The sequence below is a fragment of the Pseudarthrobacter oxydans genome (assembly GCF_034258515.1).
Taxonomy (GTDB): domain Bacteria; phylum Actinomycetota; class Actinomycetes; order Actinomycetales; family Micrococcaceae; genus Arthrobacter.
In genome coordinates, this window is the sequence record NZ_CP139438.1 from 2549567 (window position 1) to 2572765 (window position 23199).

Sequence of the window (23199 nt, forward strand, 5' to 3'; positions counted from 1 at the left end):
CTATTTCTCCTTCATGAGGGTGGATTTCTTAGCCCGATCGATTGCGTGCGACTGTCCCCCGTTGCGGATGTTGCGTCCAGCCAACTCATAGAAACGGCTGGCCGGGGCGTCGGCGGTATGCCGGATTTCCGAGTATCGGTCCGAAAGTGCCCGGAGTTCATCGCGGGCAGCACCAATCTCCATAGTGGCCAGGTCGACGAGAAGCAAGCGGCGAGCGTCCTCCTGAACATCAAGGAAGGCGTTCGCGCAGGACTGCGCTCGTTGGGCGCGGCGTTCAGCCGTTAAGACCGTCGCGGTGCCACTAAGGAGGGCGGCGACTAGCGCCGCCCACCCTACCCATTCAATCGGCAAAGCCTCGCTGATTCCGGCACCACCCGAGGCGACACCAAGAACGCCCGCAGGGATCCCGATTGCGAGGTTACATCCGCGCCAATATTTGCCCTGCTCAAATTGCGTTTGGGAAGACCACCGCGCATTCTCTTCGATGCGTGATAATTCTTCGCCAATAGATACGAGTTCTTGAGGCACATTCCCTGGCACAGCAAAGTGGGAGTCGGTGCCTGGCGACAAGGACCTACCCCTGCGCTTGAACGGGTTCAATAGCCACATCCTCGCATTCAGTCTTATAGAGAGACCCAGGACAACCCTCAAGAAAGGCGGGCAGAGGCTGGGTCAAGTGCAATGGAACGTTGGGTCCAACTTGAGTGAACCAAATCAACCAGCCTGAAGCCTCTCAGTGGCGTCACGCAACTGCCCGAGCGTCAGTATCGGCAACTAGCCCGGCCGACGCCAAAATAGCGGGACGGGATCGCCAACTTGGCGAATCGCCACCAAGCCTCCGATCTCCCGCCAAGTCAGCCGACCGTGCGAAACATCTGGCCAAGTACCACGAAACATGGCCATCTAAGTTGGAAAATGGCCATGTACCGCGGAACCTCACAGGAGTCCCTTGTGTCAGATCCGAAAGGTATCGCGGCAGGGGTCCTAGAAGTCCCAGTCCTCGTCTTCGGTGTTAACAGCCTTCCCGATCACGTAAGACGAACCTGACCCGGAGAAGAAGTCGTGGTTCTCATCAGCGTTCGGGGACAGTGCCGAGAGGATGGCCGGGTTCACGTCGGTGACGGACGCCGGGAACATCGCCTCGTACCCCAGGTTCATCAGGGCCTTGTTGGCGTTGTAGTGCAGGAACTTCTTGACGTCCTCGGCCAGGCCCACGCCGTCGTAAAGGTCATGTGTGTACTGGACTTCGTTCTCGTACAGCTCGAACAGCAGCTCGAACGTGTAGTCCTTGATTTCCTGGCGCTTCTCCTCGGAAACCCTCTCCAGGCCCTTCTGGAACTTGTAGCCGATGTAATAGCCGTGCACGGCCTCGTCACGGATGATCAGGCGGATCAGGTCTGCGGTGTTCGTCAGCTTGGCGCGCGAGGACCAGTACATGGGCAGGTAGAAGCCCGAGTAGAACAGGAAGCTCTCCAGGAGCGTGGAAGCGACCTTCCGCTTCAGGGGGTCATCACCCTGGTAGTAGTCCATGACGATCTGGGCCTTCTTCTGAAGGTTCTCGTTCTCGGTGGACCAGCGGAAAGCCTCGTCGATCTCCTTGGTGGAGGCCAGCGTGGAGAAGATGGAGGAGTAGCTCTTGGCGTGCACGGACTCCATGAAAGCGATGTTCGTGTACACGGCCTCTTCATGCGGAGTCAGCGCGTCCGGGATCAGGGAGACGGCGCCCACAGTGCCCTGGATGGTGTCCAGCAGGGTCAGCCCGGTGAACACGCGCATGGTGAGCTGCTGCTCGGCCGGCGTCAGCGTGTTCCAGGACTGGACGTCGTTGGACAGCGGCACCTTCTCCGGCAGCCAGAAGTTGTTGACCAGGCGGTTCCAGACGTCGACGTCCTTGTCGTCCTGGATGCGGTTCCAGTTGATGGCCTCGACGTGGCTAAGCAGCTTGACCTTCTCGGTCATGTCATCCCCTATGCGTTGGGTGGTTTTCTCTAAGTTAAAGCGTACGACGGCGGGCGGGCACCCGCCGTCGTACTGGCACATTTAGTTGAAGACTAAAGCATGCAGGAAACGCAGCCCTCAACCTCAGTCCCTTCCAGCGCGAGCTGGCGGAGACGGATGTAGTAGATGGTCTTGATGCCCTTTTTCCAGGCGTAGATCTGGGCCTTGTTGATGTCGCGCGTGGTGGCGGTGTCCTTGAAGAACAGCGTCAGGGACAGGCCCTGGTCCACGTGCTGGGTGGCGGCGGCGTAGGTGTCGATGACCTTCTCGTAGCCGATCTCGTACGCGTCCTGGTAGTACTCCAGGTTGTCGTTGGTGAGGTACGGCGCCGGGTAGTAGACGCGGCCCAGCTTGCCTTCCTTACGGATCTCGATCTTGGACGCCACCGGGTGGATCGAGGAGGTGGAGTTGTTGATGTAAGAGATCGAGCCGGTAGGCGGCACGGCCTGCAGGTTCTGGTTGTAGATGCCGTGCTCCATGACCGAAGCCTTCAGCGCGCGCCAGTCTTCCTGCGTGGGGATGTGCACGTTCTTGAAGAGCTCACGGACCTTCTCGGTCTGCGGCACCCATTCCTGCTCCGTGTACTTGTCGAAGAACTCGCCGGAGGCATACTTGGACTTCTCGAAGCCGCCGAACGTCTGGCCGGTCTCAATGGCCAGCAGGTTGGAGGCGCGGATGGCGTGGTACACCACCGAGTAGAAGTAGATGTTGGTGAAGTCCAGGCCCTCTTCGGAACCGTAGTGGACCCGCTCACGGGCCAGGTAGCCGTGCAGGTTCATCTGGCCCAGGCCGATGGCGTGGCTCTGGTCATTGCCCTTGGCGATGGACGGCACCGAGGTGATGTTGGACATGTCGGACACGGCCGAGAGCGAGCGGATGGCCGTCTCGATGGTCAGGCCGAAGTCCGGCGAGTCCATGGTCTTGGCAATGTTCAGCGAGCCCAGGTTGCAGGAAATGTCCTTGCCGGTGTCCGCGTAGGACAGGTCATCGTTGTACGTGGTGGGCTGGGAAACCTGGAGGATCTCAGAGCACAGGTTGGACATGATGATCTTGCCGTCGATCGGGTTCTCCCGGTTCACGGTGTCCTCGAACATGATGTACGGGTAGCCGGACTCGAACTGGATCTCGGCGAGGGTCTGGAAGAACTCGCGGGCCTTGATCTTGGTCTTCTTGATCCGGGAGTCGTCCACCATCTCGTAGTACTTCTCGGTGACCGAGACGTCGGAGAACGGCATGCCGTAGACGCGCTCCACGTCGTACGGCGAGAACAGGTACATGTCCTCGTCCCGCTTGGCCAGCTCGAACGTGATGTCCGGGATGACGACGCCGAGGGAGAGGGTCTTGATGCGGATCTTCTCGTCCGCGTTCTCGCGCTTGGTGTCCAGGAAGCGGTAGATGTCCGGGTGGTGCGCGTGCAGGTACACAGCTCCCGCGCCCTGGCGGGCACCGAGCTGGTTGGCGTAGGAGAAGCTGTCTTCGAGGAGCTTCATCACGGGGATGACGCCGGAGGACTGGTTCTCGATCTGCTTGATCGGGGCGCCGACTTCGCGGATGTTGGTCAGCGCGAATGCCACGCCGCCGCCGCGCTTGGAGAGCTGCAGCGCGGAGTTGATGGACCGTCCGATCGACTCCATGTTGTCTTCGATGCGGAGCAGGAAGCAGGAGACCAGCTCGCCGCGCTGCTTCTTGCCCGCGTTCAGGAACGTGGGGGTGGCCGGCTGGAAGCGGCCCTCGATGATCTCGTCCACCATCTGGAGGGCAAGCTGCTCGTTGCCGCGGGCCAGGTGCAGGGCGACCATGCAGACGCGGTCCTCGTAGCGCTCCAGGAAGCGCTTGCCGTCGAACGTCTTGAGTGTGTAGGACGTGTAGAACTTGAAGGCGCCCAGGAACGTCTCGAAGCGGAACTTCTTCTTGTAGGCACGATTGAACAGTTCACGGATGAAGTTCATCGTGTACTGGTCCAGCGTCTCGCGCTCGTAGTACTGGTTCTTCACCAGGTAGTCGAGCTTCTCTTCCAGGTCGTGGAAGAACACGGTGTTGTTGTTTACGTGCTGCAGGAAGTACTGGTGGGCGGCCTCGCGGTCGGCCTCGAACTGGATCTCGCCGCTGGGACCGTACAGGTTCAGCATGGCGTTCAGCTCGTGGTAGCCCAGGCCCTTGTAGGCGGCGGGCATCTCGGGCTTCTGGGCCCTGGTTACTTCTGTGTCTGCGACAGTCGTGTCCAAAACGTATCCAATCCTTGGTTGACCCGGGTGACGTCTTCCGGCGTTCCCATAAGTTCGAATCTATAGAGGTGGGGTACCTGGCATTTGGCGGCGATGATGTCCCCCGCCATGCAGTAGTTATCCCCGAAGTTTGTGTTGCCGGCACCGATGACCCCGCGCAGCAGTTGCCTGTTCTGCGGGTTGTTCAGGAACCGGATGACCTGCTTGGGAACGGAACCTTCTCCCCCGGTGCCGCCGTAGGTGGGCACCACCAGCACGAACGGCCGGGTGGCGAGCAGGGGTGCGTCCTTGGCCAGGAGCGGAATCCGGGCCGCGTCGCGGCCAAGCTTGGAGACAAAGCGGCTGGTGTTCTCGGACGCCGAGGAGAAATAGATAAGCTGGTTCTCCGTAACAACCGCCGGGACCGGCCCTGAAGATGCCACGCGCTGAGCCACGTGGAAATCCTGGACTGCTGGTGCTGCCGTAAGAGTCACCTCGGCTGGTTGTTGTTTGTCGGCAGGGAAAGGCCTTAAGCCACGGAGGAAACGGCGGAGAGGGCCAGTTCCTCGATCTTGTCCGGGCGGAAACCCGACCAGTGGTCCTGGTCCGTGACCACAACGGGTGCCTGCATGTAGCCCAGTGCCTTCAGTCGCTCGAGGGCTTCGGCGTCCTGGGAGATGTCAACGCTCTGGTACGTGATGCCCTTTTTGTCGAGAGCCCGGTAGGTGGCGTTGCACTGAACACAAGCAGGCTTGGTGTAAACCGTTACGGTCATGATTCCTGTCCCCTTTTCTGGAAAAACTTGCTCGTCCGGTGTTCCCGCCCAAGCTGTATGTAGATACTACATCTAGTGCAGACGCCTCTTCGGAACCCCAAGATGATGTATTACAAGTATGTCATTTAATGCACCGTTAATCCACAGGCAAGGTCCCTCAAAATGTCCGGAATCCCGCCAAATTCGTGGACTGAATCCACACCCTGTGGAGTACTTAGCCACATTTAACGCCCAGCGTGTCGCTGGAAAGACGGCGTGTCGCGGCCCCTGCCGAGGGGGTGCAGGAGGGGTCCGGGGCACAGGAAAGGGGCCCCGAAGTGACCTTCGGAACCCCTCCTGGTGATGAAACGCACGACGACGGCCGCCGCCTTATCTATGAAGCGCTAGAGCAGCGCCTCCCGGCGGTCCAGCACAATTTGCTGCACGTCCAGGTAGCCGGACTGGAATCCCGCCCGCGAGTAGCAGAGGTAGAACAGCCACATCCGCTGGAACACGGCGTCGAAGCCCAACTCCCCCACCTCGCGGGACCGCTCCAGGAATCGTTCCTCCCACAACCGCAGGGTAGCGGCGTAGTGGTCCCCCATGCCCATCCGCTCCCGCACGCGCAGCGAGGTGTGCTGCTGCGTCACGCCCTCGATGGCACGCACGGACGGCAGGAACCCGCCCGGGAAGATGTACTTGTGCACCCACGTGTACGCGTTGCGGGTTGCGAGCATGCGGCCGTGCGGCATGGTGATCGCCTGGATGGCCACCTTGCCGCCGGGGGCCAGCACCCGGTCGATGGTCTGGAAGTAGATGGGCCAGTACTCGTAGCCCACCGCCTCGATCATCTCTACGGACACGACGGCGTCGTACTCGCCCTCCACCGCACGGTAGTCCTGGAGGGCCACGGTCACGCTGTCCGCGTAGCCGGCCGCCGCGATCCGTTCCTGCGCCAGCGCCTGCTGTTCGCTGGACAGGGTCACGGAGTAGACGGTGGCGCCGCGGGCTGCTGCCCGAAGCGCCAATTCACCCCAGCCGGTGCCGATTTCCAGGAGCCTGGTCCCGGCTCCGACGCCGGCCTTGTCCAGCAGCCTGTCGATCTTTGCCTGCTGGGCTTCGGCCAGCGCCTCCCAGCCAACCGAGGCGAGCGGCCCGGCGTCGGACGGAAACAGTGCCGCCGAGTAGCTCATGGTGGTGTCCAGGAAGTTGGAGAACAGGTCGTTGGACAGGTCGTAGTGCCGCGAGATGTTGCTGCGCGTATTCTGCTCGGCGTTCCGTTCCTGCCGTGGCGTGCGCGGCAGGTACAGCGAGCGCAGCTTCTGCAGCGGAGTGGGAATGAGCGTGTCCACCGACGCCGCGAACACCTCGAGGACGCCCGCCAGGTCGCTGGCTTCCCAGTCTCCGGCCATAAAGGATTCGCCCAGCCCGATCAGGCCGTTGTCGCCGATCCTGGCTTCGAACGCCTCCGGCCGCATCATGGTCATGACCGGCGCGTCCGGACCGCCGGTGCCGAGCACAGTACCGTCGGGGTACTCCACCCGCAGCGGCAGCCGCTTCACGGCTCCTTTGAACAGGAGGCCGGCGGCTTTGCCGGCCACGGCAGCCTTGGCGCCCGACGGCGGCTGGGCCACTTCCGGCCACAGGTCCGGATCGATGGTGGCGGGCGACGCCGGCACGCCGGCCGCGGTCCAGGCTGCGGGAGAGTGCGCGGGGGCCTTGCCGGCAGCGTCGCCTGCTGCCATGAGTCCAGCCTTATCGGCGGCTGTGCCTGCTGCCTTGCCTCCGACATAGGCCGCAGTTGCTTGGTTGTCGTCCGTCATTGTCATTGAACTGCCTCCTGTGAGGGGTGGTGTGGCCGGGCGACGACGGGCAGGCGTCTTGCCCAGAGTGTAATGCCCTGCACCCTGATGAGTGCGGAAACCAGCAGCGGCGCGGCTGGCACCGCAAGGGCGGCCGCAAGGATGTTCCGGAGGGTGGCGGGCCGGCGGATGCCGTCCATGCTCGCCACGAAGGGCCGGTGGCCCTCGCGCTGCAGCACGATGGACACCGCCAGCCGCTCCCCCGGCGCAGGCAGCTTCATCCGGTACTGCCCGCTTACGTCGTTGAAGGGTGAGACATAGAACGCCTTGGGCACCGAAGCCCGGCCGGCCGCATCCGTCCGGAGCAGGTAGCAGTGGCGCTCCCCGTACGTGTTGTGGACCTCGGCCACCACGCACTCGAGCTCACCGCTGGTGCGATAGCACCAGAACAGCGTCAGGGGGTTGAAAACGTAACCGAAAACCCTGGCGCTGGTCAGCATGTGGATAGCGCCGCCGTCGGGCTCTATGCCCTGGGTGCGCAGGTAGCGCTCCACGTTGCTGCGGATGCTGGCATGCGGATCCCCGAGATGGTCACCGGCCTTGAACACGGCCAGCGGCCGGAGCAGGAACGGTAGCCGCGGGAGCTGGTCCACATCCACGAACCAGCTGTAGTTGCGGTACGTGAACGCGTTCTTCAGCGGTGTGCGCCGCACGTGCGAGATGGACGTGCGGTAGAGGGCTGGGGCAGTGGTCATGCGGGTTCCGCCGCGGACAGCAGCTCCCGTTCCCCGCCGTCGCGGGAGTCGGGCAGATCGGCAGCCTGGGCAACGGGCCAGGAACGGCCCAGCGCCTCGGCGGCCCGCACGCCGGAAAGCGCGCCGTCCTCATGGAAGCCCCAGCCGAGGTAGGCACCGGCGTACGCGATGCGGCTGTCACTGAGGCCCGCGATTGCCTGCTGGGCCTGCAGCGACTCGGGGGTGTACTGCGGGTGCTCGTACACCATCCGCTTGAGGACCCGATCATCCGCAATCAGCTCCGACTCCCCCAGGCTCACCAGGTAGGGCATGCCGTCAGCCGGGCTGAGCCGCTGCAGCCGGGTCAGGTCGTAGCTCACCAGAACCTTGTCCGGCCGGGCTTCGCAGAACGGCAGGCGGTAGTTCCAGGAGGCCTTGGCATTGTCCGAGGCGGGCAGGACGGCCGGGTCCCGATGGAAGACAGTGTGGTTTACGGAGTACGGCATCCCGCCCAGCGCTTCCTTTTCGGCAGGCGTGGCATCGGCCAGGAATCCGAGGGCCTGCGCAGGATGGGTGGCGATGACAACCGCCTCGAAATCCTCCACGCCATGTTCCGTCACCAGCTCGACGCCAAGCTCGTGGCGCCGGACGGCGGTCACCGGCGTGTTGAGCCGGACATCCGCCAGCGTGGCGGCGAGCTTCTCGACGTACCTGGCCGAGCCGCCGCTGACCGTCCGCCACTGCGGCGAGCCTTTGACGCCCAGCATGCCGTGGTGGCCCAGGAACGTGAAGAGGTAGCGGGCGGGGTACGCCAGCGCGGTGGTGGGGTCGCAGGACCACACGGCGCTGACCACCGGGGTCATGAAGTGCGAGATGAAATAGGAGCTGAAGTTTTCGCGTTCCAGGAACTCGCCAAGGGTCTGCTCAGGTGCGGCCAGTTCCGGGTTGACCGCGGAAACGGGTGTGGTCTCCAGGAGGGCCCGGGCCTTCCGGTAGAAGCGGGTGACCTCGAGCAGCATCAGCAGGTAACGGCCCCGCAGGAGGCTGGAGGGACGGGCGATGATGCCGCGTCCGCCCTCGCGGGCCCCGGCGTACTCCAGGCCGCAGCCGTCGCACCGGATGGACATGCTCATTTCAGAATCCTGCGTCTCTACCCCCAGTTCGGCGAACAGCCGCAGCAGAGTGGGGTACGTCCGTTCATTGTGCACGATGAAGCCGGTATCGACGCCCAGGGAGGACCCGTCCGGCTGCGGCAGGTCATGCGTGTGCGCGTGCCCTCCCAGCCGGGAATCCGCTTCGAACAGCGTGACGTCGTCCTGCCGGTTGAGGACGTAGGCGGCAGTCAGGCCGGCCACGCCGCTGCCAATGACGGCCACCCGCCGTCGCCCGCCTCCGCTTACTGCTGGGTTAGGTGACAATGTATGCTCCTCTGCTGAACATTTGCCGCTGGGCTGGGTATGCAGAGGGCAATTCGGCGCCAGGTGCCCTGCGGATGGGTGGGATGGGCGGCAGTTTTTTCGGCGGGTGCCGGCGGAGTACTGTGGGCGGGTGGTAAACCCGGTACACCTGAAGACCCTCCTGGAGGTCACCCGGCTCGGTTCATTCGCAGCCGCAGCGGCAACCCTGGGCTACACGGCCTCGGCCGTCTCCCAGCAGATGTCCGCCCTGGAACGCGACACCGGCGTCGTCCTGTTCCAGCGCTCGGCGCGCCGCGTGGTGCCCACGGAAGCCGCCGTCGTCATGACCCGCCACGCTGCCAAGGTCCTCACGGACATTGAAGCCCTGATGGCCGCTGCTTCCAGGACGCAGGATTCAGCCAGCCAGGAACTAAGGCTGGGGATCTTTCCCAGCCTGGCCACCTATGTCCTGCCACGGATCCTGAAGAACCCGTCGTGGAAGAACCTGGGCATCGACCTGAAGGTGTCCGTGGCTGAACCCGGGCAGACCATCCAGGGGCTGCGCACCGGCGGTGACCTGGACCTCGCCGTTGTGTTCCAGGTGGGCCAGACCGGTTTTGCGTGGCCGAACACGATCAACCGGCAATGGATCGGCGACGACGACTTCCGGGTGGTGCTGCCCGCCGGATGGGGCTTCCGCTCCGATGCCAAGGTGGCGGCTGACCATCTCTCCGAGATGCCGTGGATCATGCACCACCCGGGCACCAGCGACGCCATGGTGATTGAGCGACTGTTCGCCGGCTGCAACCTGCATCCGCGGGTGGTGGCGCACAGTGACGATTTCCACGCGAGCCTGGAGATGGCCGCCGCGGGGCTGGGCGCGGCTTTGGTGCCGGAACTCGCGCTGCGGAACAAGCCGGCGGGCGTGGTGGTGCTGGACGTTCCCGAAATCCGGCTGGCCCGGAACGTCTTTGCGCTCCTGATCAATGAGCGGAAGACCGCCCGGGTCCAGCTGTTCGTCGACCTCCTGGCCGAGACGCTCGCCGGGATGCGCACCGCGGTGAATTAGGCCCGAACGCTGGAATGCACCGCTGTTCGGGTCTATGTTGAAACTATGAGCAAGGTAGCGAGCCGGCACTTTGGAGAGATTGAGCTCAACCACGGCAGGGATCACTTGATCGCCGCGAAGCATGAACTGCGCGGCCACCCGCTGGAACTCGACCTGAACGTGACCGCCCACGACCACTTCGACGAGGCCGCGCTGCACAAGGTGGACTACCGCCTGCGGTTCCTGCCCGAGCTCGTGGACGAGGTCCGGGACATGATCGCGGAAGAACTGGAGCAGGAAGGCACCAGCCCGCAGGAGTACCTGCACTTCCACTGCAACGCCCTCAAGGATGAGCACCTGCAGAAGGTCTTCGGAATATCAGACCGCAGCCAGCTCACCAACGAGGTGTTCCTGAAGGCCCTGAAACTCGGCCACGTGGGCATCTACCCCGGACAGCCCGAACGCTACTTCGTCCTGGACTTCACCCTGGGTGAGCATTTCACCGACGAGGTGCTGGTGGCCTCCGCCGACGAAGACGGCGTGGTGGACGACGAAATTGTGTGGGAGTCCTAGGTTTCGACGGGCCCGACCATCAAACAAAAGAACGACGTCGGCAGGTCACCTGAAGTGACCAGCCGACGTCGTTCTTTATGTACTTACTTCGCTGACTCCAGCAGGCCGGCGCGGACTGCCTGGGTTGCCTTGACCAGGTTGCGCAGGGACTCTTCGGTCTCGGCGTAGCCCCGGGTCTTCAGGCCGCAGTCCGGGTTGACCCACAGCTGGCGGGACGGAACGTGCTTGACGGCGGTGGCCAGCAGCTCGGTGACTTCACCCTCACCCGGCACGCGCGGCGAGTGGATGTCGTAGACGCCCGGACCCACGCCGCGGCCGAAGCCGTGGGACTCGAGGTCGTGGACAACCTCCATGCGTGAACGGGCGGCCTCAATGGAGGTCACGTCGGCGTCCAGTCCGTCGATGGCGTCGATGATGGCGCCGAATTCGGAGTAGCACAGGTGGGTGTGGATCTGGGTGGCGTCGGCAGCCCCCGCGGTGGAGAGGCGGAACGAGTTCACGGACCAGTCCAGGTACGCTGCGTGGTCTGCCTTGCGCAGCGGGAGGAGTTCGCGCAGGGCGGGCTCGTCCACCTGGATGACCTTGATGCCGGCTGCTTCGAGGTCAGCGATCTCGTCGCGAAGCGCCAGGCCAACCTGGTTGGCGGTCTCGCCCAGCGGCTGGTCATCGCGGACGAAGGACCAGGCGAGAATGGTGACCGGACCGGTGAGCATGCCCTTCATCGGCTTGTTGGTCAGGGACTGCGCGTACTCGGCCCAGGCCACCGTGATGGGGGCGCTGCGGGTGACGTCGCCCCAGAGGATGGACGGACGGGTGCAGCGGGAGCCGTAGGACTGGACCCAGCCGTGGACCGTGACGTCGAAGCCTTCGAGGTTCTCTGCGAAGTACTGGACCATGTCGTTGCGCTCGGGCTCCCCGTGCACCAGGACGTCGTAGCCGAGCTCTTCCTGCAACTCCACAACGCGCTTGATCTCGTCCTTCATGAGCTGCTCGTACTGCTCGTTGGTGAGGTCGCCCTTGTTGTTGCGGGCGCGGGCCGAGCGGATTTCGGAGGTCTGCGGGAACGAGCCGATGGTGGTGGTCGGCAGCGGCGGCAGGTGCAGGGCCTCTTCCTGGGCGGCTTCGCGGACCGAGTACTCGGAGCGGTTGAAGTCGGCGGCGGTCAGTGCTTCCGTGCGGGCGCGGACGTCGTCGCGACGGACCCCTGCGGCGGTGGCGCGGGAAGCAATCACTGCTGTTGCCTCGTCAATGGCGGCCTTCGCGGAAGCGGGGTCGGCCAGGTATGACGCGAGGGTCCTGACCTCAACCGCCTTCTGGTCGGAGAACGCCAGCCAGCTGCGCAGCTGTTCGGAGAGCTGCGTCTCCTCGGCAACGTCATGCGGCACGTGCTGCGTGGAAGTGGAGGTGGAGACAGTGACCTTGCCTGCAGCTCCCTTCAGGGCGTCCAGCTTGGCAGCCGAAGCGGCGAGGTCGTTGCGCCAGATGTTGTGGCCGTCAACGACGCCGGCAACCAGGGTCTTGCTGCCCAGCCCGGCGAGTGCCGCGGCGGAAGGAACGGCGCCCTTGAAGACGTCAATGTGCAGGGCGTCGATGTTGGTGGCTGCGAGGGTGCCGAGCTGGCCGTCGAGCGAACCGTACGGGGTGGAGACGAGGATCTGCGGGCGGTTCGCTGCAGCGGTGAGGACCTCGTAGGCGCGGGCCACGGCTGCTTCGATTTCGACGGCCGGGGTGTCCTGGTCAACGACGAGTGCGGGTTCGTCCAGCTGGACCCAGCTGGCGCCGGCGGCGGCGAGCTTCTCGAGCAGCTGGACGTAGACGGGCAGGATGTCCTCGAGGCGGGACAGCGGCGCGAAACCGGCCGGGGCGCCGTCGGAAGCCTTGGACAGCAGCAGGTACGTGACCGGGCCAACGATGTACGGGCGGGTTTCGATGCCGTTGGCCAGGGCGAAGGCGAACTCGTCAACCTTCGCGGTGGAGGCCAGGCTGAACCCGGTCTCCGGGCCGATTTCCGGCACCAGGTAGTGGTAGTTGGTGTCGAACCACTTGGTCATTTCCAGCGGCTGCTGTTCCTTGTTGCCGCGGGCAAGGGTGAAGTAGCCGTCGATGTCCAGCTGTCCCTCGGCGTTGAGCAGCTTGCCGAAGCGGGCAGGCACGGCGCCGAGGTGGGCAGTGGTGTCCAGGACTTGGTCGTAGTAGGAGAAGGTGCCCGGTACGGCTGCGGCTTCCGTGAGGCCGAGTTCCTGCAGGCGCCTGGCGATGGACAGCTGGATGTCCTTGGCGGCGGTGTCCAGGGCGGCGGCGTCGATCTTGCCGGCCCAGTAGGCCTCGACGGCTTTCTTGAGTTCGCGGCGGCGGCCGATGCGGGGGTATCCCAGCAGGGAAGCAGCGGGAAAGGGCGTGGTGGCGTTGTTGATGTCAGTCATGGGAATCTCCTGGGGAGTTGGAATGTGTGCGGAAGGCCCGTTGGAGGGCGCACGGCTGAAGGGTGTTCAGCTAAAAAGCGTTCAGCTAAAAGACGTTGGGCTTTGGCGGGCTCAGCTGGCGAGCTGGCCGGCCACGGCTTCGCGGCGGCTGGAGCGGGTGCGCCGCGGGAGGGCCAGCTTGTCCAGCACGTCCAGGGCACTTTGGTGTTCGTTGAAGGTGTAGAGGTGGATGCCCGGCGCTCCGGCTTCCAGTGCTGCGTTGGCAAGGTCCACGGTGGCGCTGACGCCGATCCGCATGCGTTCCGCGTCGCTGTCCGCCGCGGCCATGCGTTCCAGCAGTTCGGGAGCCGGCTCCACGCCTGTCAGCTCGCCGAGCCGCTTCAGGCGCCGGAGGCTGGTGAGCGGCATGACACCGGGGATGATCGGGATGGTGACGCCGGCCCGGCGTGCCCTCGTCAGGAGGTCGGCATACTGCTCCGTGTGGAAGAAGACCTGCGTGATGGCGAAGTCCGCTCCGGACCGCTGCTTGGCGAGCAGCACCTCGACGTCGTGCGCTTCGCTCGGTGACTCCGGGTGCCGGGTGGGGTAGGCAGCGACGCCGACGGCGATCTTCCCGGCGCAGAGCAGGGCGGACCGGCGCTGTTCAACCCGGCGGATCAGTTCGATCAGGTCCTGCGCATAGCGCAGCGACCCTTCGGCCGGTTCGCCGCCGTCCCTGGGCAGGTCGCCGCGGAGGGCAAGGATGCCGCGCACGCCGGTATCCAGCAGTTCGCCGATGATTCCCGCAAGTTCCTGGGGCGTGTTGCCCACGCAGGTCAGGTGGGCCAGGGGCCGGAGCGTGGTTTCCAGGAGGAGGCGGTTGATGAGCTCGACGGCGGTATCCCGGTTGGAGCCGCTGGCACCGTAGGTGACGGAAACGTAGTCCGGTGCGGTGGTTTCCAGTTCCCTGATGGTGGTCCAGAGCGTTTCCGCGGCTGCCGGCGATCGTGGCGGGAACAGCTCGTAGGAAAGCGCCACCGGAGCGGCGTCGGAAAGATTCGGGTGCGTCTCAATAAGGCTTGGTGGCGACATTTGCGTCCTTGGCTTTGGGCCATTGACGGCTGCTGTCGGCAAATGCGACGGCGGGCCGGCAATGAATTGAGTTTGGGGAACACGGAAGGACTCCACGAGGACGCAGCCGCGGCTGGTACGCCCTGAAATGAAGTTGTCCGTGAGCAAATGTCAGGCCCACATGGGGGCACCCACACCCTCCACACGGAGGATCGCTGACACGTTACCGGGGTAACTTGTATAAGACTCTATGAGCGGCCGGGCACGTATTCAAGTTGGCCTCCGAATTAAGACTCAGTTTTACGCCCTCTTTTGGATCTTTTCGGAATTTTGTTCGTTGCGCCCGGCGCTACCAGGGGCGCTCCGGGCCGGGCGCATATTCAGTGTCACTCAGGTATTCCTCCCGTTCGCGGCCGCTGTTGCGTTCGCGCTGGCCCTGCCGGGCGCTATCCTCCAACTGCTGGAGCTGGCTCTGCAGCGGCGAAGCCTGGCCGTCCTCACCGGGTGCGTCCTCCGCCGGTCCTGCGTCCGGCGCCGGCTTGTTGCCGGCGGCCGAGAGTTTTTCCTGCAGGCGTGCGTCGGCTCCCGCCAGCCGGTCCCCCGTCCCGCCGGGCTGTCCCTCGGAAAAGCATCCGTCCGGTGCTGCTTCCACGGCTGCGAGTGCCTCCCTGAACAGGCCGGCCGCCGGCGCCGGTTCTCCTGCCTGCAGTTTTTCGTCGCCGAGGCGCTCGATGGCCAGGACCAGGTTCACCCTGATGACGCACGCTTCGGCCGACTCGGACCGGGCCGGGGGAACAAGGTCCAGCGCTTCCTCGAAGCGGAGGCGCGCCGCGGCGAAATTGCCGTCAAGGACATCGGCATCCCCGGCGGCGAAGGGCGCCTTGTGGGGTTCGATGAGGTTTGCCGGCTGCAGGGCGTCCGCGGCGGCCCGGACGGATGCCGCGTCGGCGGCGTCGAAGGCGTCCGCTGCCCGGCCTCCCAGCAATCCAAGGCTGAGCAGTTTGACGGCGATGCACACGGCCAGGACCACAGGCAAGGCGGACCACGCGAGGAGGCGGCGGCGCCGTGCCGGCCGGCTGCCCGCGTTGCGCTCGAGGGACGTCACCTGTCCTCCGCCTTTCCATCCTGGGATCGCCGGCCGGCCGAGGCCGGGACAAGGGCCCGCACTTCACGGAGCCGGCGAATAATCACGATGGCCTCCGCCAACCCCAGCACGAAGGCACCGGCCGCGAGGATCCAGTACAGCTCGGTCCGCCCCGCCAGGGATCCGTCACTGCCCGGGCGTTCGAGCGTGCCCCCGGATTCGGGCACCGCAGGGCGGGCATCCTGCATCATCGGCGCAACGGGGTCGCCGGACGACCGGTGGACATAGGGAACGCCCAGCTGCCCTGCGAGCTCCCGCAGCCGGGGCTCATCAATCCTGGACAGTGCATCCCGAGGCTGCGCCTCCCCGCCGGCACCGGCGGTGCTGTCCTGGACATAGGGGGCGTCCTCGCCTTCCGTGGAACCTCCGTGGTGCTCCTGCCCGGCGCTTTCCCGCCCGGTGTTTTCGCGCATCCTTCCGCCGCCCGGTGTGCCGTAGCCCAGCACTGCTCCCCCGGCCACCAGGCCATCCGCCAGGTCCAGGGCTTCCGGTTCCTTCGGGCTGGTGTGCTCGCCATCGCCAAGGTAGTAGACGAGCCGGGGCTGCTCAGGGTGGCTCTGCCGGGCCGCGGTGAGGCGTTCGGCCAGCACCTTCCGGGCTGCGGTGATGCTGCTTCCTTTGGCATAGGCCGTGACCTGCGGCTCCAGCACAGAGATGATGGTTTCCAGCGCCAGGGTATCGGTGGTCAGCGGCATCAGGACATGGGCTTTGATGTCGAAGGTGATGACGGAAAAGCGGGCGCCGGGCAGTTCCTCGGCGATGGCCGCGATGTCCTGCCGCACTCCCTCCATCCTGGGTCCGGCGTTGCCGTAGTCCTCCGCGACCATGCTGGTGGTGGTGTCCACCACAAAAAACACGTTGAGGTCGGCGGTGGCTGCCTGGGCCGTGCCGCCCGGCAGTCCGGGGCGCAGCGCCGCGCCGAGGAGGAGCAGCACCAGTGCGCTTCGGGGCATCCAGGCGCGGACGTTGGCTCCCGCACTTCGCTCCGCAGCCGTCCGCACAGCAGTCCCCGCTCCCCGGTAAAGCCGCCATCCCAGGAACCCGAGGGCCGCCACCATGACGGGAAGCAGCAGCCACCAGGGAAGGATCGGTTGCAGGGTCATGGCCGCAACCGCCAGCCGGCGACGGCGAGGACCAGCCCGGAGAGGAGGGCCGCGGTGAGCGGCAGTCCCGGCTCGTCCGAGACGACCGCCCGCGGCGCGCCCTGAAGAGCCGACTTTTCCGTTTCCTCGACGCCCCGCACGACGCCCGGCACAGCTTCGGGGTTGTCCAGGGCGTAATAGGCACCGCCCGTGGATTCCGCCGCAGCCCGCAACTGCTCCCCTGGCTGATCCTTGCCTGGGCCGTAGTCAAGGTCACCCGGGTTCAGTGCATACACGCGCACAGCCCTGTCCTTGGCAAGGGCGGCCGCTTCCCCGAGGGTCATGATGGGGTCTCCGGAGAGAAAATTGTCCGTTGCCAGGACCACTGACCGCGAGCGCGCCGGTTGGCCGGATGGGCGCTTGATGCCGGTGTCCCGGTTTCCGGCCTGTTCCGTCCCGCGCGGGAAGCTGGTGAGGCAGGACGCCAGGCCGTCGCCGATCAGGGAGGAGCCCCGGCCGCTCCACGTCCCGTCGAGGAATCCGGAACTGCCGGGTTTCCCGTTGAAGGCGTCCCGTGCGAGCTGCAGCTGCTCCCGGGCGTAGCCGTAGTCGTCGGTCAGCGGAAAAACCTGGATGGCCGTGCTGTCAAAAACGGTCAGGCCGATGCGTTCGCCGTCGAATTCGGCGGCCAGTTCCGAGAAGACGTCCACCACGGCGGCGTCGGCACCGCTCATGGAGCCCGAAACGTCGAGGCACAGCATGATGTCGCGGTTGTGCTGTTCCGGCCGGATGGTGGCCACCTCGGCGGGCCGTGCCGCCGCCACAGCCGTGGAAACCAGCAGGGACGCGCAGGCGAGCGCGGCCACGGCGAGCCAGCGGCGGTACCGCCGCACGGCTGACTGGTACTCCGGCAGCACGGTGAGCCGGTCCGCATGGGCCACCGGCCGGCGTCGTGCGTTGGCAGTCCTGTCCGGCCGCAGGGCAGCCCATAGGGCAGCGCCGGCTGCCACGGCGGCCAGCGGCAGCAGCCACCACCACATCAGTTCCATGCCTGCACCGCCTTGCGTGCCGCGGCCGCGGAGCCTGCGACGGAGGGAAGGGGCTCGGGACCGAACTCGGCCGGATACAGCTGCCCGACGGCGGATGCGGCGGCCGGCAGCGGATGTTCCGCGAGGTCCGTCCGGGTCATGCGGGGCGCATCCACTCCGGTGGCGTCGCGGATGAATTTCCTCAGCAGGAGGCTGATTTCCTGGTGGGAGTCCCGGGCGCTCCGCTTTCCGGCGGCGGCGTCACGTTCCACGTCATCGATCCTCTGCAGGTACGCCGCCTTGAGTCCTGCCAGCTCCGTCAGGCGTGCAGGTCGGTGGCGGGCCTGCACGCCCAGTGGCTTGCGGGTGGCGGCAAACACGAACGCGTACCAGGCGGCAACCATCACCAGCAGTCCTGCACCGGCCCAGCCCCAGACGGGGGCATACTCCAGCGGTCCGTAGAACTCCGGTTCAGCCTGCACGTCGGTGCCTTTCCAGGAGGGCGAACAGGGCCGTCATCACGCCCCCGGTTCCGGCCACTTCGCCTTCCGTGATCCCGGCCTGGCGCAGCATGGCCCTGCGCCCGGCGTCCCGTTCTGCCACGGCGTTGGCATAGGCCGCGGCGACTGCCGGGTCCCGGGCAAGGTGCGCAAGAAGGGGGCGGGAACCGCAGACGCTGTAGGAATCAGACAGGCCCTGCTCCGGCTGAAGGAGCGGGTCCCCAGGGGCCAGTCCTGCGTCCCGGACCGTGAGCCAGAGGACCTCGTGCTGGGCCCGAAGCCGGCGCAGCAACTGCCCCAAGGCCGGGCTGGCCGCAAGTTCGTCGGCAACGACGAACAGCAGGTTGCGCCCCTTCACCTTGCGCGCCACATGGTGGAGCTGGTCCTCGATCCTGCTGGGCGCAGCGTCCAGCGTCGCCGCCGAGTGCACCTGCCGCAGGAGGCGTTCCAGATGGGCCTCACCGCCTTTGGCGGGCAGTGACGTTGTGCCCCCGGAATCGCCGCACACCAGTCCCACCACGTCACCGTGCCGGTGGGCAAGGTACCCCATGACCCCCAGCGCCATCACAGCGATGTCCTTCTTGGTTTCCCCGCTGTAGGCTGCCGCGGCCATGTTGCGGCCCGAGTCCGTGACCAGGATGACGCTCTGCCGGCGGACCGCCACGTACCGTTTGATCAGCGGCGAGCCGTGCCGCGCCGACGCCTTCCAGTCGATGTCGCGGACTTCGTCGCCGGGAACGTAGGCACGGAGGTCATCGAAGTCCAGGCTGCGGCCGCGGAACACCGAGCCGTATTCGCCGTCGAGCATGCCGCGGGCCTTGCGGTGCGCGAAGATGGCCATGTTGGACTTCACCCGCTGCAGGAGGCTGGTCACGCCGGCCTAGGGGGTTTGGACGGCAGCGACGACGGCGTCAATCACCGTTTCCACCCGTACCTCTTCCGCCACAGCGTCAAAGTTCAGGATCAGGCGGTGGCGGAGGACCCGGTGGGCGAGCGTTCTGACGTCCTCTGGAATGACGTGGTCCCTGCCGTTCAGCAGGGCGACGGCCCGCGCAGCCTGGCTGAAGGCGATGCTGGCCCGGGGGCTGGCACCGAACTCGATGAACCCGGCCAGCCGCGGGTCGATGTACTGCCCGGCGTTCCGGGTGACGAAGACCAGCCCCACGATGTAGTTGATGACGGCAGGGTCTACGTAGACGCGCCGGACGAGTTCCTGGACCGCCGTGACGGCCTCCAGCGAGGCTGCGGCGGGGGGCGCCTGCTCCGGCGTGTACACCCCCGCATCAATGCGCCGGATGATTTCCGCTTCCTCCGCCGGGGAGGGATAGTCCAGCACGTCCTTGAGCATAAACCGGTCCATCTGCGCCTCCGGCAACTGGTACGTGCCTTCCTGCTCGATGGGGTTCTGGGTGGCCAGGACAAGGAAGGGCGAGGGCAGCCGGTATTCCTGGCCGCCGATGGAGGTCTGGCGTTCCTGCATCGCTTCGAGCATGGCGCTCTGCGTTTTCGCGCTGGAACGGTTGATCTCGTCCAGGAGGACAATGTTGGCGTGCACCGGTCCCAGTTGGGTGATGAACGTGCCCTTGGCAGCGTCGTAAATCTGGGTCCCCACGATGTCACTGGGCAGCAGGTCCGGGGTGCACTGGATCCGGCGGAACTCTGCGCTGACGGCTTCCGCCACCGTCTGCGCGGCGGTGGTCTTGGCAAGCCCGGGGACGCTTTCCAGGAGGATGTGCCCGCCGGTCAGCAGGCCAACCAGCAGTGATTCCCGCAGCCTTGCCTGCCCCACCACCTTGGCCTCGAAGCTCCTGGCGATGTTCGCCACAACCTGCCGCGCCCGGGCCAGTTCCGCGGGTTCAATTCTTGCGGACGCGCTGGTTGAAAGCACTCGGACTCCCCCTGGTGGCTGAACTGGGCTTTGCTGCCGGACCGGCTGCACTCCGCCGCCATCCTATCCAAGAACGGGGCTGCACTTCCGGCAATGGGGAGCCCTCCCCATCAAGGGCGCCCGGGTCTATCCTTTTGACATGAGCGAGCTTCCAGCCAGTTACAAGGAGTTTCTCGCCGACAAAAGCGAGATGTTCATCAGCACTGTCAGGCCTGTCCTGCTGCAGTCCGCGGCGGACAAGCTGCACGGGGTCCGGGTCATCTACAATCCCGGAGCCACAGGCCACCAGGCGCACTTGGACGAAAGCCTGCCATACGGAGTGGTCATCGAGGACATCGACTGACTCCTCCTGCGTCGGGAAAGTCGCTTGGCGGGGCCGCCATGGTCCGTGCCGGGCTGCAGCCGTTGCCGGCGGTGATGCGAAACCGCGCTGCCCGGCTACCCCCTGACGGCTCCGGACAAGGCAAAGGAACCGTCGGCGCCCCTGGCCACAATGACGTAGAGCACCAGCACCGGCAGGGAATACAGGATGGAGAACGCGGCCAGCTGGCCGTACGCAACAGCGCCGTGCTGTCCGAAGAAACTGAAGATGGATACCGCGGCGGGCTGCCGTGCCTCGGACAGGAGCAGCACGAACGGCACAAAGAAGTTGCCCCACGCCTGGATGAACACAAAGATGAACACCACGCCCAGCCCCTGCCTCATCAGCGGCAGCACAATGGTTCGGAGCGCAGCCATCCGCGTTGCACCGTCCACCCAGGCGGCTTCCTCCAGCGATGCCGGCACGCCGTCCATGAAGTTCTTGGTCATCCAGATGGCCATGGGCAGGGTGGTGGTGGCCATGAAGAAGATGGTGGCGGGCATCGAGTCGAGCAGCTCGAACTGGACGAAGAGGCCGTACACCGGGACCATGATGGCAGTGATGGGCAGGCATGTTCCGAAGAGGACGGTGTACATGAACGGCCGGTTGAACCGGGACTGGTAGCGGGAGAGCGGATAGGCAGCCAGGACGGCTGCAACCAGGGTCACGACGGCCGTACCCCCGGACAACACCACGCTGTTCCACAGTGGCCGGAACAGCAGTTCCGGGGTCAGGACGGCGGCGAAATTGTCCGCGCCGGCTTCGGCAGGAATCCTTAGTTCATGTCCGGCTTCGGCATCGAGGGACGCCAGGATGAGCCAGAGCAGCGGCAACAGGAAGCCGGCTCCGATCAGGAGCAGCACCACGTCAGCCGGAGTGCTGCCGGCCCGGCGCCGCTGCCGGCTTCCAGTGGTGGCCGGACGCGTGCGGGCTGTCCTGGCGGGAGCGCTCATGGATTCCGTTCCCGGAGCAGCCGGACGTACACCAGGCCGAAGACCGCGCCAATGAGGATAAGCACCGAGGCGACCGCTGTCCCGTAGCCAATGTCCCCGAATTTGAAGGCCTCCTGGTAGGCCAGGACAGGAAGCGTGGTGCTAGCGTTGGCCGGTCCACCGGCAGTCATCACCCACACCAGCGTGAACACCGCCAGTGTCTGCAGCGTGATCAGCATCAGGTTCGTGGTGATGCTTCCGCGGATCATCGGCAGCGTGATGAAGGCGAGCCGCTGCCAGCCATGCGCGCCGTCCATCTGGGCCGCCTCTGTCACCTCGGCCGGAACATCGTTCAGTGCCGCACGGTACACCAGCATGGAAAACGCGGTTCCCCGCCACACGTTGGCGAGCGTTACGGCCACCATGGGAAAGGCGTAGAGCCAGTCCGGCCGGCCAAGCCCCAGGCTCCCCAGGAGCTGGTTCAGCGTCCCGTCGCCGCTGAAAAAGGCATAGGCGGCAAAGGCAGCAACGATCTCGGGAAGGACCCAGGCAGCTACCACCGTGGTGCCAACGACCGTGGACACCACCGGCCGGGCCCGGCGCATCAACACCGCCAGGGCGAGCCCCAGCAGGTTCTGGCCCAGTACCGCCGAACCACCGACGAACACCACCGTGAGGAAAAGCGAGAGCGGGAACACCGGGTCCGCCAGCAGCCGGCCGTAGTTGTCCAGCCCCACCCATAAGGGGTTGCGGGCGCTGCGCCCGGTCAGGCCGGCGTTGGTGAGGGACGCGTGGAAGGCCCAGAGCACGGGTCCGGCAAGAAAGACGAGGAGGAGCAGCACAGCAGGAAGGACCGGCAGGTACCGAAACAGTTGCCGTGCCGTGGCGGGTAGCTGCAACGGGCTACTTCCGGACGGTGTTGTCGCCGCCCACGATCCCGGCCACGGCGGCGTCGTACTCCGCCGCTGCCTCCTGGGGGGATTTGTTGCCGGTGATGACGGCTTCCGTGGCCTCCTGGACGGCCGCTGAAATCCGGGGGTAGTCAGCAGTTGCCGGCCGGTACCGGGTCACCGAGACAAGCTCGGATACATCCCTGACGAACGGGTTGGCATCCAGGTACTCCTTCTCGGCAGCCACGTCCTTCCGGACGGCAATCTGCGAGCTCTCCACGGTGAAGGCCAACGAATTCTTCTTGTTGAGCGCCGTTGAGAGGAAGTTGAAAGCCAGTTCCGGTTCCTTCGTCCCCGCCCCGAGCGCCAGGGTCCAGCCGCCCGACATGCTCACGGCACCGGGCGCCTGGCCGTTTTGGGTGGGGAAAGGGGCCACGCCGATCTCCTGCTCGTAGCCGGGCCACTCGTAGGAACCGCCATCCTGCCAGAATGACGGCGCGTAGGAGCCTTCCACCGTGGCCCCCATTTTGGCGTTCGGGAACCATTCACCAAAGACCTTTTTCCAGACATTCGCGTCCAGCGCTTCAGCCGGCGAAACCGCCAGTTGCTCTTCATACAGCGTTTCAAGGAATCCCAGCGAGTCCCGGAAACCGGCGGACCCAACCACCCATTTGCCGGCATCTTCGTCATACAGGGCAGACCCCGTCCCGTACAGCAGCTCGTAGAAGCTTTGCATCACAGAGCCCTCGCCGGTGCCCTTGCCCGCGTACATGTTGAACGGGATCACCGTGGGGTCGTTGGCCTTGATCTTCCGGGCGGTGTCCAGGATGTCCTGCCAGCTCCGCGGCTGCCAGGGAAGGCTGATCCCGGCATTTTCCAGGACCTTCCGGTTGTACCAAATGGCGCGGGTGTCCGTGCCCAGCGGCACCGCGTACGTCCCGCCGTCGTCCGCGCGCCCTGCCGCCTTGGCGCCGTCGTCGAACGTATCCCAGTCCGCCCAGCCCTCAAGGTGGCTGTCCAGCTTGAGGAGGTAACCGGCGTCCACGTCGGAGCGGACCTTGAAGGTGTCCTCGTAAAACACGTCCGGTGCCGTGGACGGCGACCGGAGGGCAAGCGCCAGTTTGGTGCCGTAGTCGTCGTCGTTCGCCTGGATGGGCTGCAGCTCGACCTTGACACCTTGGTTCGCCGCCTCGAACTCCTGCTTGGCGGCCTGGAGCATGGTATCCAGGGCGGTGAAGGAGTCAGTCTTCTGGTAAGCCACCTTCAGGGTCTTGGAAGCACCCGCCGGATCAGCCGGGTTGCACGCCGTCAGGACAATCATTGCCGAAGCGACGAGGGACATGGTCTTCAGCGACTGGCGACGCATGGTGCTCCATTCGGTCAATGGCTGC

At 65.4% G+C, this 23199-nt stretch carries 22 protein-coding genes; 3 read left to right on the forward strand and 19 right to left on the reverse strand.

What is annotated here, in order from left to right:
- The 8 genes from SMD14_RS11450 to SMD14_RS11485 form a co-directional block, all read right to left on the reverse strand.
- Entirely contained in the window at positions 1-528 is a 528-nt protein-coding gene (locus tag SMD14_RS11450; protein ID WP_321213722.1) for an SLATT domain-containing protein, read from the reverse strand.
- A gap of 456 nt (positions 529-984) precedes the next feature.
- On the reverse strand, positions 985-1959 hold the full coding sequence (gene nrdF / locus SMD14_RS11455; protein ID WP_056079660.1) for a class 1b ribonucleoside-diphosphate reductase subunit beta: 975 nt from the start codon (positions 1957-1959) through the stop codon (positions 985-987).
- A 92-nt stretch (positions 1960-2051) separates the two neighbouring features.
- Positions 2052-4172, reverse strand: a complete 2121-nt coding sequence (gene nrdE / locus SMD14_RS11460; RefSeq protein WP_157243134.1) for a class 1b ribonucleoside-diphosphate reductase subunit alpha — start codon at positions 4170-4172, stop codon at positions 2052-2054.
- A gap of 20 nt (positions 4173-4192) precedes the next feature.
- Positions 4193-4657: a class Ib ribonucleoside-diphosphate reductase assembly flavoprotein NrdI gene (gene nrdI / locus SMD14_RS11465; protein ID WP_321213723.1), complete on the reverse strand. Its 465-nt coding sequence runs from the start codon at positions 4655-4657 to the stop codon at positions 4193-4195.
- Between the two features lie 74 nt (positions 4658-4731).
- Positions 4732-4977, reverse strand: coding sequence for a glutaredoxin-like protein NrdH (gene nrdH / locus SMD14_RS11470; RefSeq protein ID WP_013601222.1), 246 nt, complete (start codon positions 4975-4977; stop codon positions 4732-4734).
- A gap of 383 nt (positions 4978-5360) precedes the next feature.
- Positions 5361-6785 (reverse strand): class I SAM-dependent methyltransferase, encoded by a 1425-nt coding sequence (locus SMD14_RS11475; protein ID WP_321213724.1) that lies wholly within the window; start codon positions 6783-6785, stop codon positions 5361-5363.
- On the reverse strand, positions 6782-7513 hold the full coding sequence (locus SMD14_RS11480; RefSeq protein ID WP_321213725.1) for a DUF1365 domain-containing protein: 732 nt from the start codon (positions 7511-7513) through the stop codon (positions 6782-6784). The genes SMD14_RS11475 and SMD14_RS11480 overlap by 4 nt, the downstream gene beginning before the upstream one ends.
- Positions 7510-8910 (reverse strand): FAD-dependent oxidoreductase, encoded by a 1401-nt coding sequence (locus SMD14_RS11485; RefSeq protein WP_321213726.1) that lies wholly within the window; start codon positions 8908-8910, stop codon positions 7510-7512. The genes SMD14_RS11480 and SMD14_RS11485 overlap by 4 nt, the downstream gene beginning before the upstream one ends.
- Positions 8911-9040: 130 nt before the next feature.
- Between SMD14_RS11485 and SMD14_RS11490 the strand changes: the two genes are divergently transcribed.
- Together SMD14_RS11490 and SMD14_RS11495 are read left to right on the forward strand one after the other, a co-directional pair.
- A complete protein-coding gene (locus SMD14_RS11490; protein ID WP_104998187.1) occupies positions 9041-9958 on the forward strand; it encodes a LysR family transcriptional regulator in 918 nt (305 codons plus the stop codon).
- Between the two features lie 45 nt (positions 9959-10003).
- Positions 10004-10510 (forward strand): DUF2004 domain-containing protein, encoded by a 507-nt coding sequence (locus SMD14_RS11495; RefSeq protein ID WP_157241985.1) that lies wholly within the window; start codon positions 10004-10006, stop codon positions 10508-10510.
- A gap of 83 nt (positions 10511-10593) precedes the next feature.
- Here the strand turns inward: SMD14_RS11495 and metE are convergent, their stop codons facing one another.
- The 8 genes from metE to SMD14_RS11535 all read right to left on the reverse strand — a co-directional run bounded on the left by metE (position 10594) and on the right by SMD14_RS11535 (position 19625).
- Positions 10594-12933 carry a 5-methyltetrahydropteroyltriglutamate--homocysteine S-methyltransferase gene (metE, locus tag SMD14_RS11500; RefSeq protein WP_321213727.1) on the reverse strand — a complete coding sequence of 780 codons (2340 nt, stop codon included), beginning with the start codon at positions 12931-12933 and terminating at the stop codon, positions 10594-10596.
- Between the two features lie 111 nt (positions 12934-13044).
- Positions 13045-14004: a methylenetetrahydrofolate reductase gene (locus SMD14_RS11505; RefSeq protein WP_157241983.1), complete on the reverse strand. Its 960-nt coding sequence runs from the start codon at positions 14002-14004 to the stop codon at positions 13045-13047.
- A gap of 328 nt (positions 14005-14332) precedes the next feature.
- Positions 14333-15088, reverse strand: coding sequence for a hypothetical protein (locus SMD14_RS11510; protein ID WP_321213728.1), 756 nt, complete (start codon positions 15086-15088; stop codon positions 14333-14335).
- Entirely contained in the window at positions 15085-16230 is a 1146-nt protein-coding gene (locus SMD14_RS11515; protein WP_321213729.1) for a vWA domain-containing protein, read from the reverse strand. Before SMD14_RS11515 ends, SMD14_RS11510 begins: the two co-directional genes overlap by 4 nt.
- Positions 16227-17258, reverse strand: coding sequence for a VWA domain-containing protein (locus tag SMD14_RS11520; protein ID WP_321213730.1), 1032 nt, complete (start codon positions 17256-17258; stop codon positions 16227-16229). The genes SMD14_RS11515 and SMD14_RS11520 overlap by 4 nt, the downstream gene beginning before the upstream one ends.
- Entirely contained in the window at positions 17249-17719 is a 471-nt protein-coding gene (locus tag SMD14_RS11525) for a hypothetical protein (RefSeq protein WP_321213731.1), read from the reverse strand. The genes SMD14_RS11520 and SMD14_RS11525 overlap by 10 nt, the downstream gene beginning before the upstream one ends.
- Positions 17709-18611, reverse strand: coding sequence for a DUF58 domain-containing protein (locus tag SMD14_RS11530; RefSeq protein WP_321213732.1), 903 nt, complete (start codon positions 18609-18611; stop codon positions 17709-17711). The genes SMD14_RS11525 and SMD14_RS11530 overlap by 11 nt, the downstream gene beginning before the upstream one ends.
- 6 nt (positions 18612-18617) lie before the next feature.
- Positions 18618-19625 carry a MoxR family ATPase gene (locus SMD14_RS11535; RefSeq protein ID WP_321213733.1) on the reverse strand — a complete coding sequence of 336 codons (1008 nt, stop codon included), beginning with the start codon at positions 19623-19625 and terminating at the stop codon, positions 18618-18620.
- Positions 19626-19764: 139 nt separating this feature from the next.
- Here SMD14_RS11535 and SMD14_RS11540 point away from each other — a divergent pair, with 139 nt between their 5' ends.
- Complete coding sequence (locus SMD14_RS11540; RefSeq protein WP_157241980.1) at positions 19765-19968, forward strand: hypothetical protein; 204 nt, start codon at positions 19765-19767, stop codon at positions 19966-19968.
- Between the two features lie 95 nt (positions 19969-20063).
- Here SMD14_RS11540 and SMD14_RS11545 read toward each other — a convergent pair whose 3' ends face one another.
- The 3 genes from SMD14_RS11545 to SMD14_RS11555 are packed head-to-tail and all read right to left on the reverse strand — an operon-like array spanning position 20064 to position 23174.
- Entirely contained in the window at positions 20064-20939 is an 876-nt protein-coding gene (locus SMD14_RS11545; protein WP_321213734.1) for a carbohydrate ABC transporter permease, read from the reverse strand.
- Positions 20936-21817: a carbohydrate ABC transporter permease gene (locus tag SMD14_RS11550; protein ID WP_157241978.1), complete on the reverse strand. Its 882-nt coding sequence runs from the start codon at positions 21815-21817 to the stop codon at positions 20936-20938. Before SMD14_RS11550 ends, SMD14_RS11545 begins: the two co-directional genes overlap by 4 nt.
- A gap of 4 nt (positions 21818-21821) precedes the next feature.
- A complete protein-coding gene (locus SMD14_RS11555; RefSeq protein ID WP_321213735.1) occupies positions 21822-23174 on the reverse strand; it encodes an extracellular solute-binding protein in 1353 nt (450 codons plus the stop codon).
- Positions 23175-23199 lie beyond the last annotated feature (25 nt).

Bases quoted from the DNA above. Each gene is read 5' to 3' on its own strand.
- nrdF (WP_056079660.1), bottom strand. From the start codon at position 1,959: ATGACCGAGAAGGTCAAGCTGCTTAGCCACGTCGAGGCCATCAACTGG.
- nrdE (WP_157243134.1), bottom strand. From the start codon at position 4,172: ATGCCCGCCGCCTACAAGGGCCTGGGCTACCACGAGCTGAACGCCATG.
- nrdH (WP_013601222.1), bottom strand. From the start codon at position 4,977: ATGACCGTAACGGTTTACACCAAGCCTGCTTGTGTTCAGTGCAACGCC.
- SMD14_RS11475 (WP_321213724.1), bottom strand. From the start codon at position 6,785: ATGACAATGACGGACGACAACCAAGCAACTGCGGCCTATGTCGGAGGC.
- SMD14_RS11480 (WP_321213725.1), bottom strand. From the start codon at position 7,513: ATGACCACTGCCCCAGCCCTCTACCGCACGTCCATCTCGCACGTGCGG.
- SMD14_RS11495 (WP_157241985.1), top strand. From the start codon at position 10,004: ATGAGCAAGGTAGCGAGCCGGCACTTTGGAGAGATTGAGCTCAACCAC.
- metE (WP_321213727.1), bottom strand. From the start codon at position 12,933: ATGACTGACATCAACAACGCCACCACGCCCTTTCCCGCTGCTTCCCTG.
- SMD14_RS11505 (WP_157241983.1), bottom strand. From the start codon at position 14,004: ATGTCGCCACCAAGCCTTATTGAGACGCACCCGAATCTTTCCGACGCC.
- SMD14_RS11515 (WP_321213729.1), bottom strand. From the start codon at position 16,230: ATGACCCTGCAACCGATCCTTCCCTGGTGGCTGCTGCTTCCCGTCATG.
- SMD14_RS11520 (WP_321213730.1), bottom strand. From the start codon at position 17,258: ATGGAACTGATGTGGTGGTGGCTGCTGCCGCTGGCCGCCGTGGCAGCC.
- SMD14_RS11540 (WP_157241980.1), top strand. From the start codon at position 19,765: ATGAGCGAGCTTCCAGCCAGTTACAAGGAGTTTCTCGCCGACAAAAGC.
- SMD14_RS11545 (WP_321213734.1), bottom strand. From the start codon at position 20,939: ATGAGCGCTCCCGCCAGGACAGCCCGCACGCGTCCGGCCACCACTGGA.
- SMD14_RS11555 (WP_321213735.1), bottom strand. From the start codon at position 23,174: ATGCGTCGCCAGTCGCTGAAGACCATGTCCCTCGTCGCTTCGGCAATG.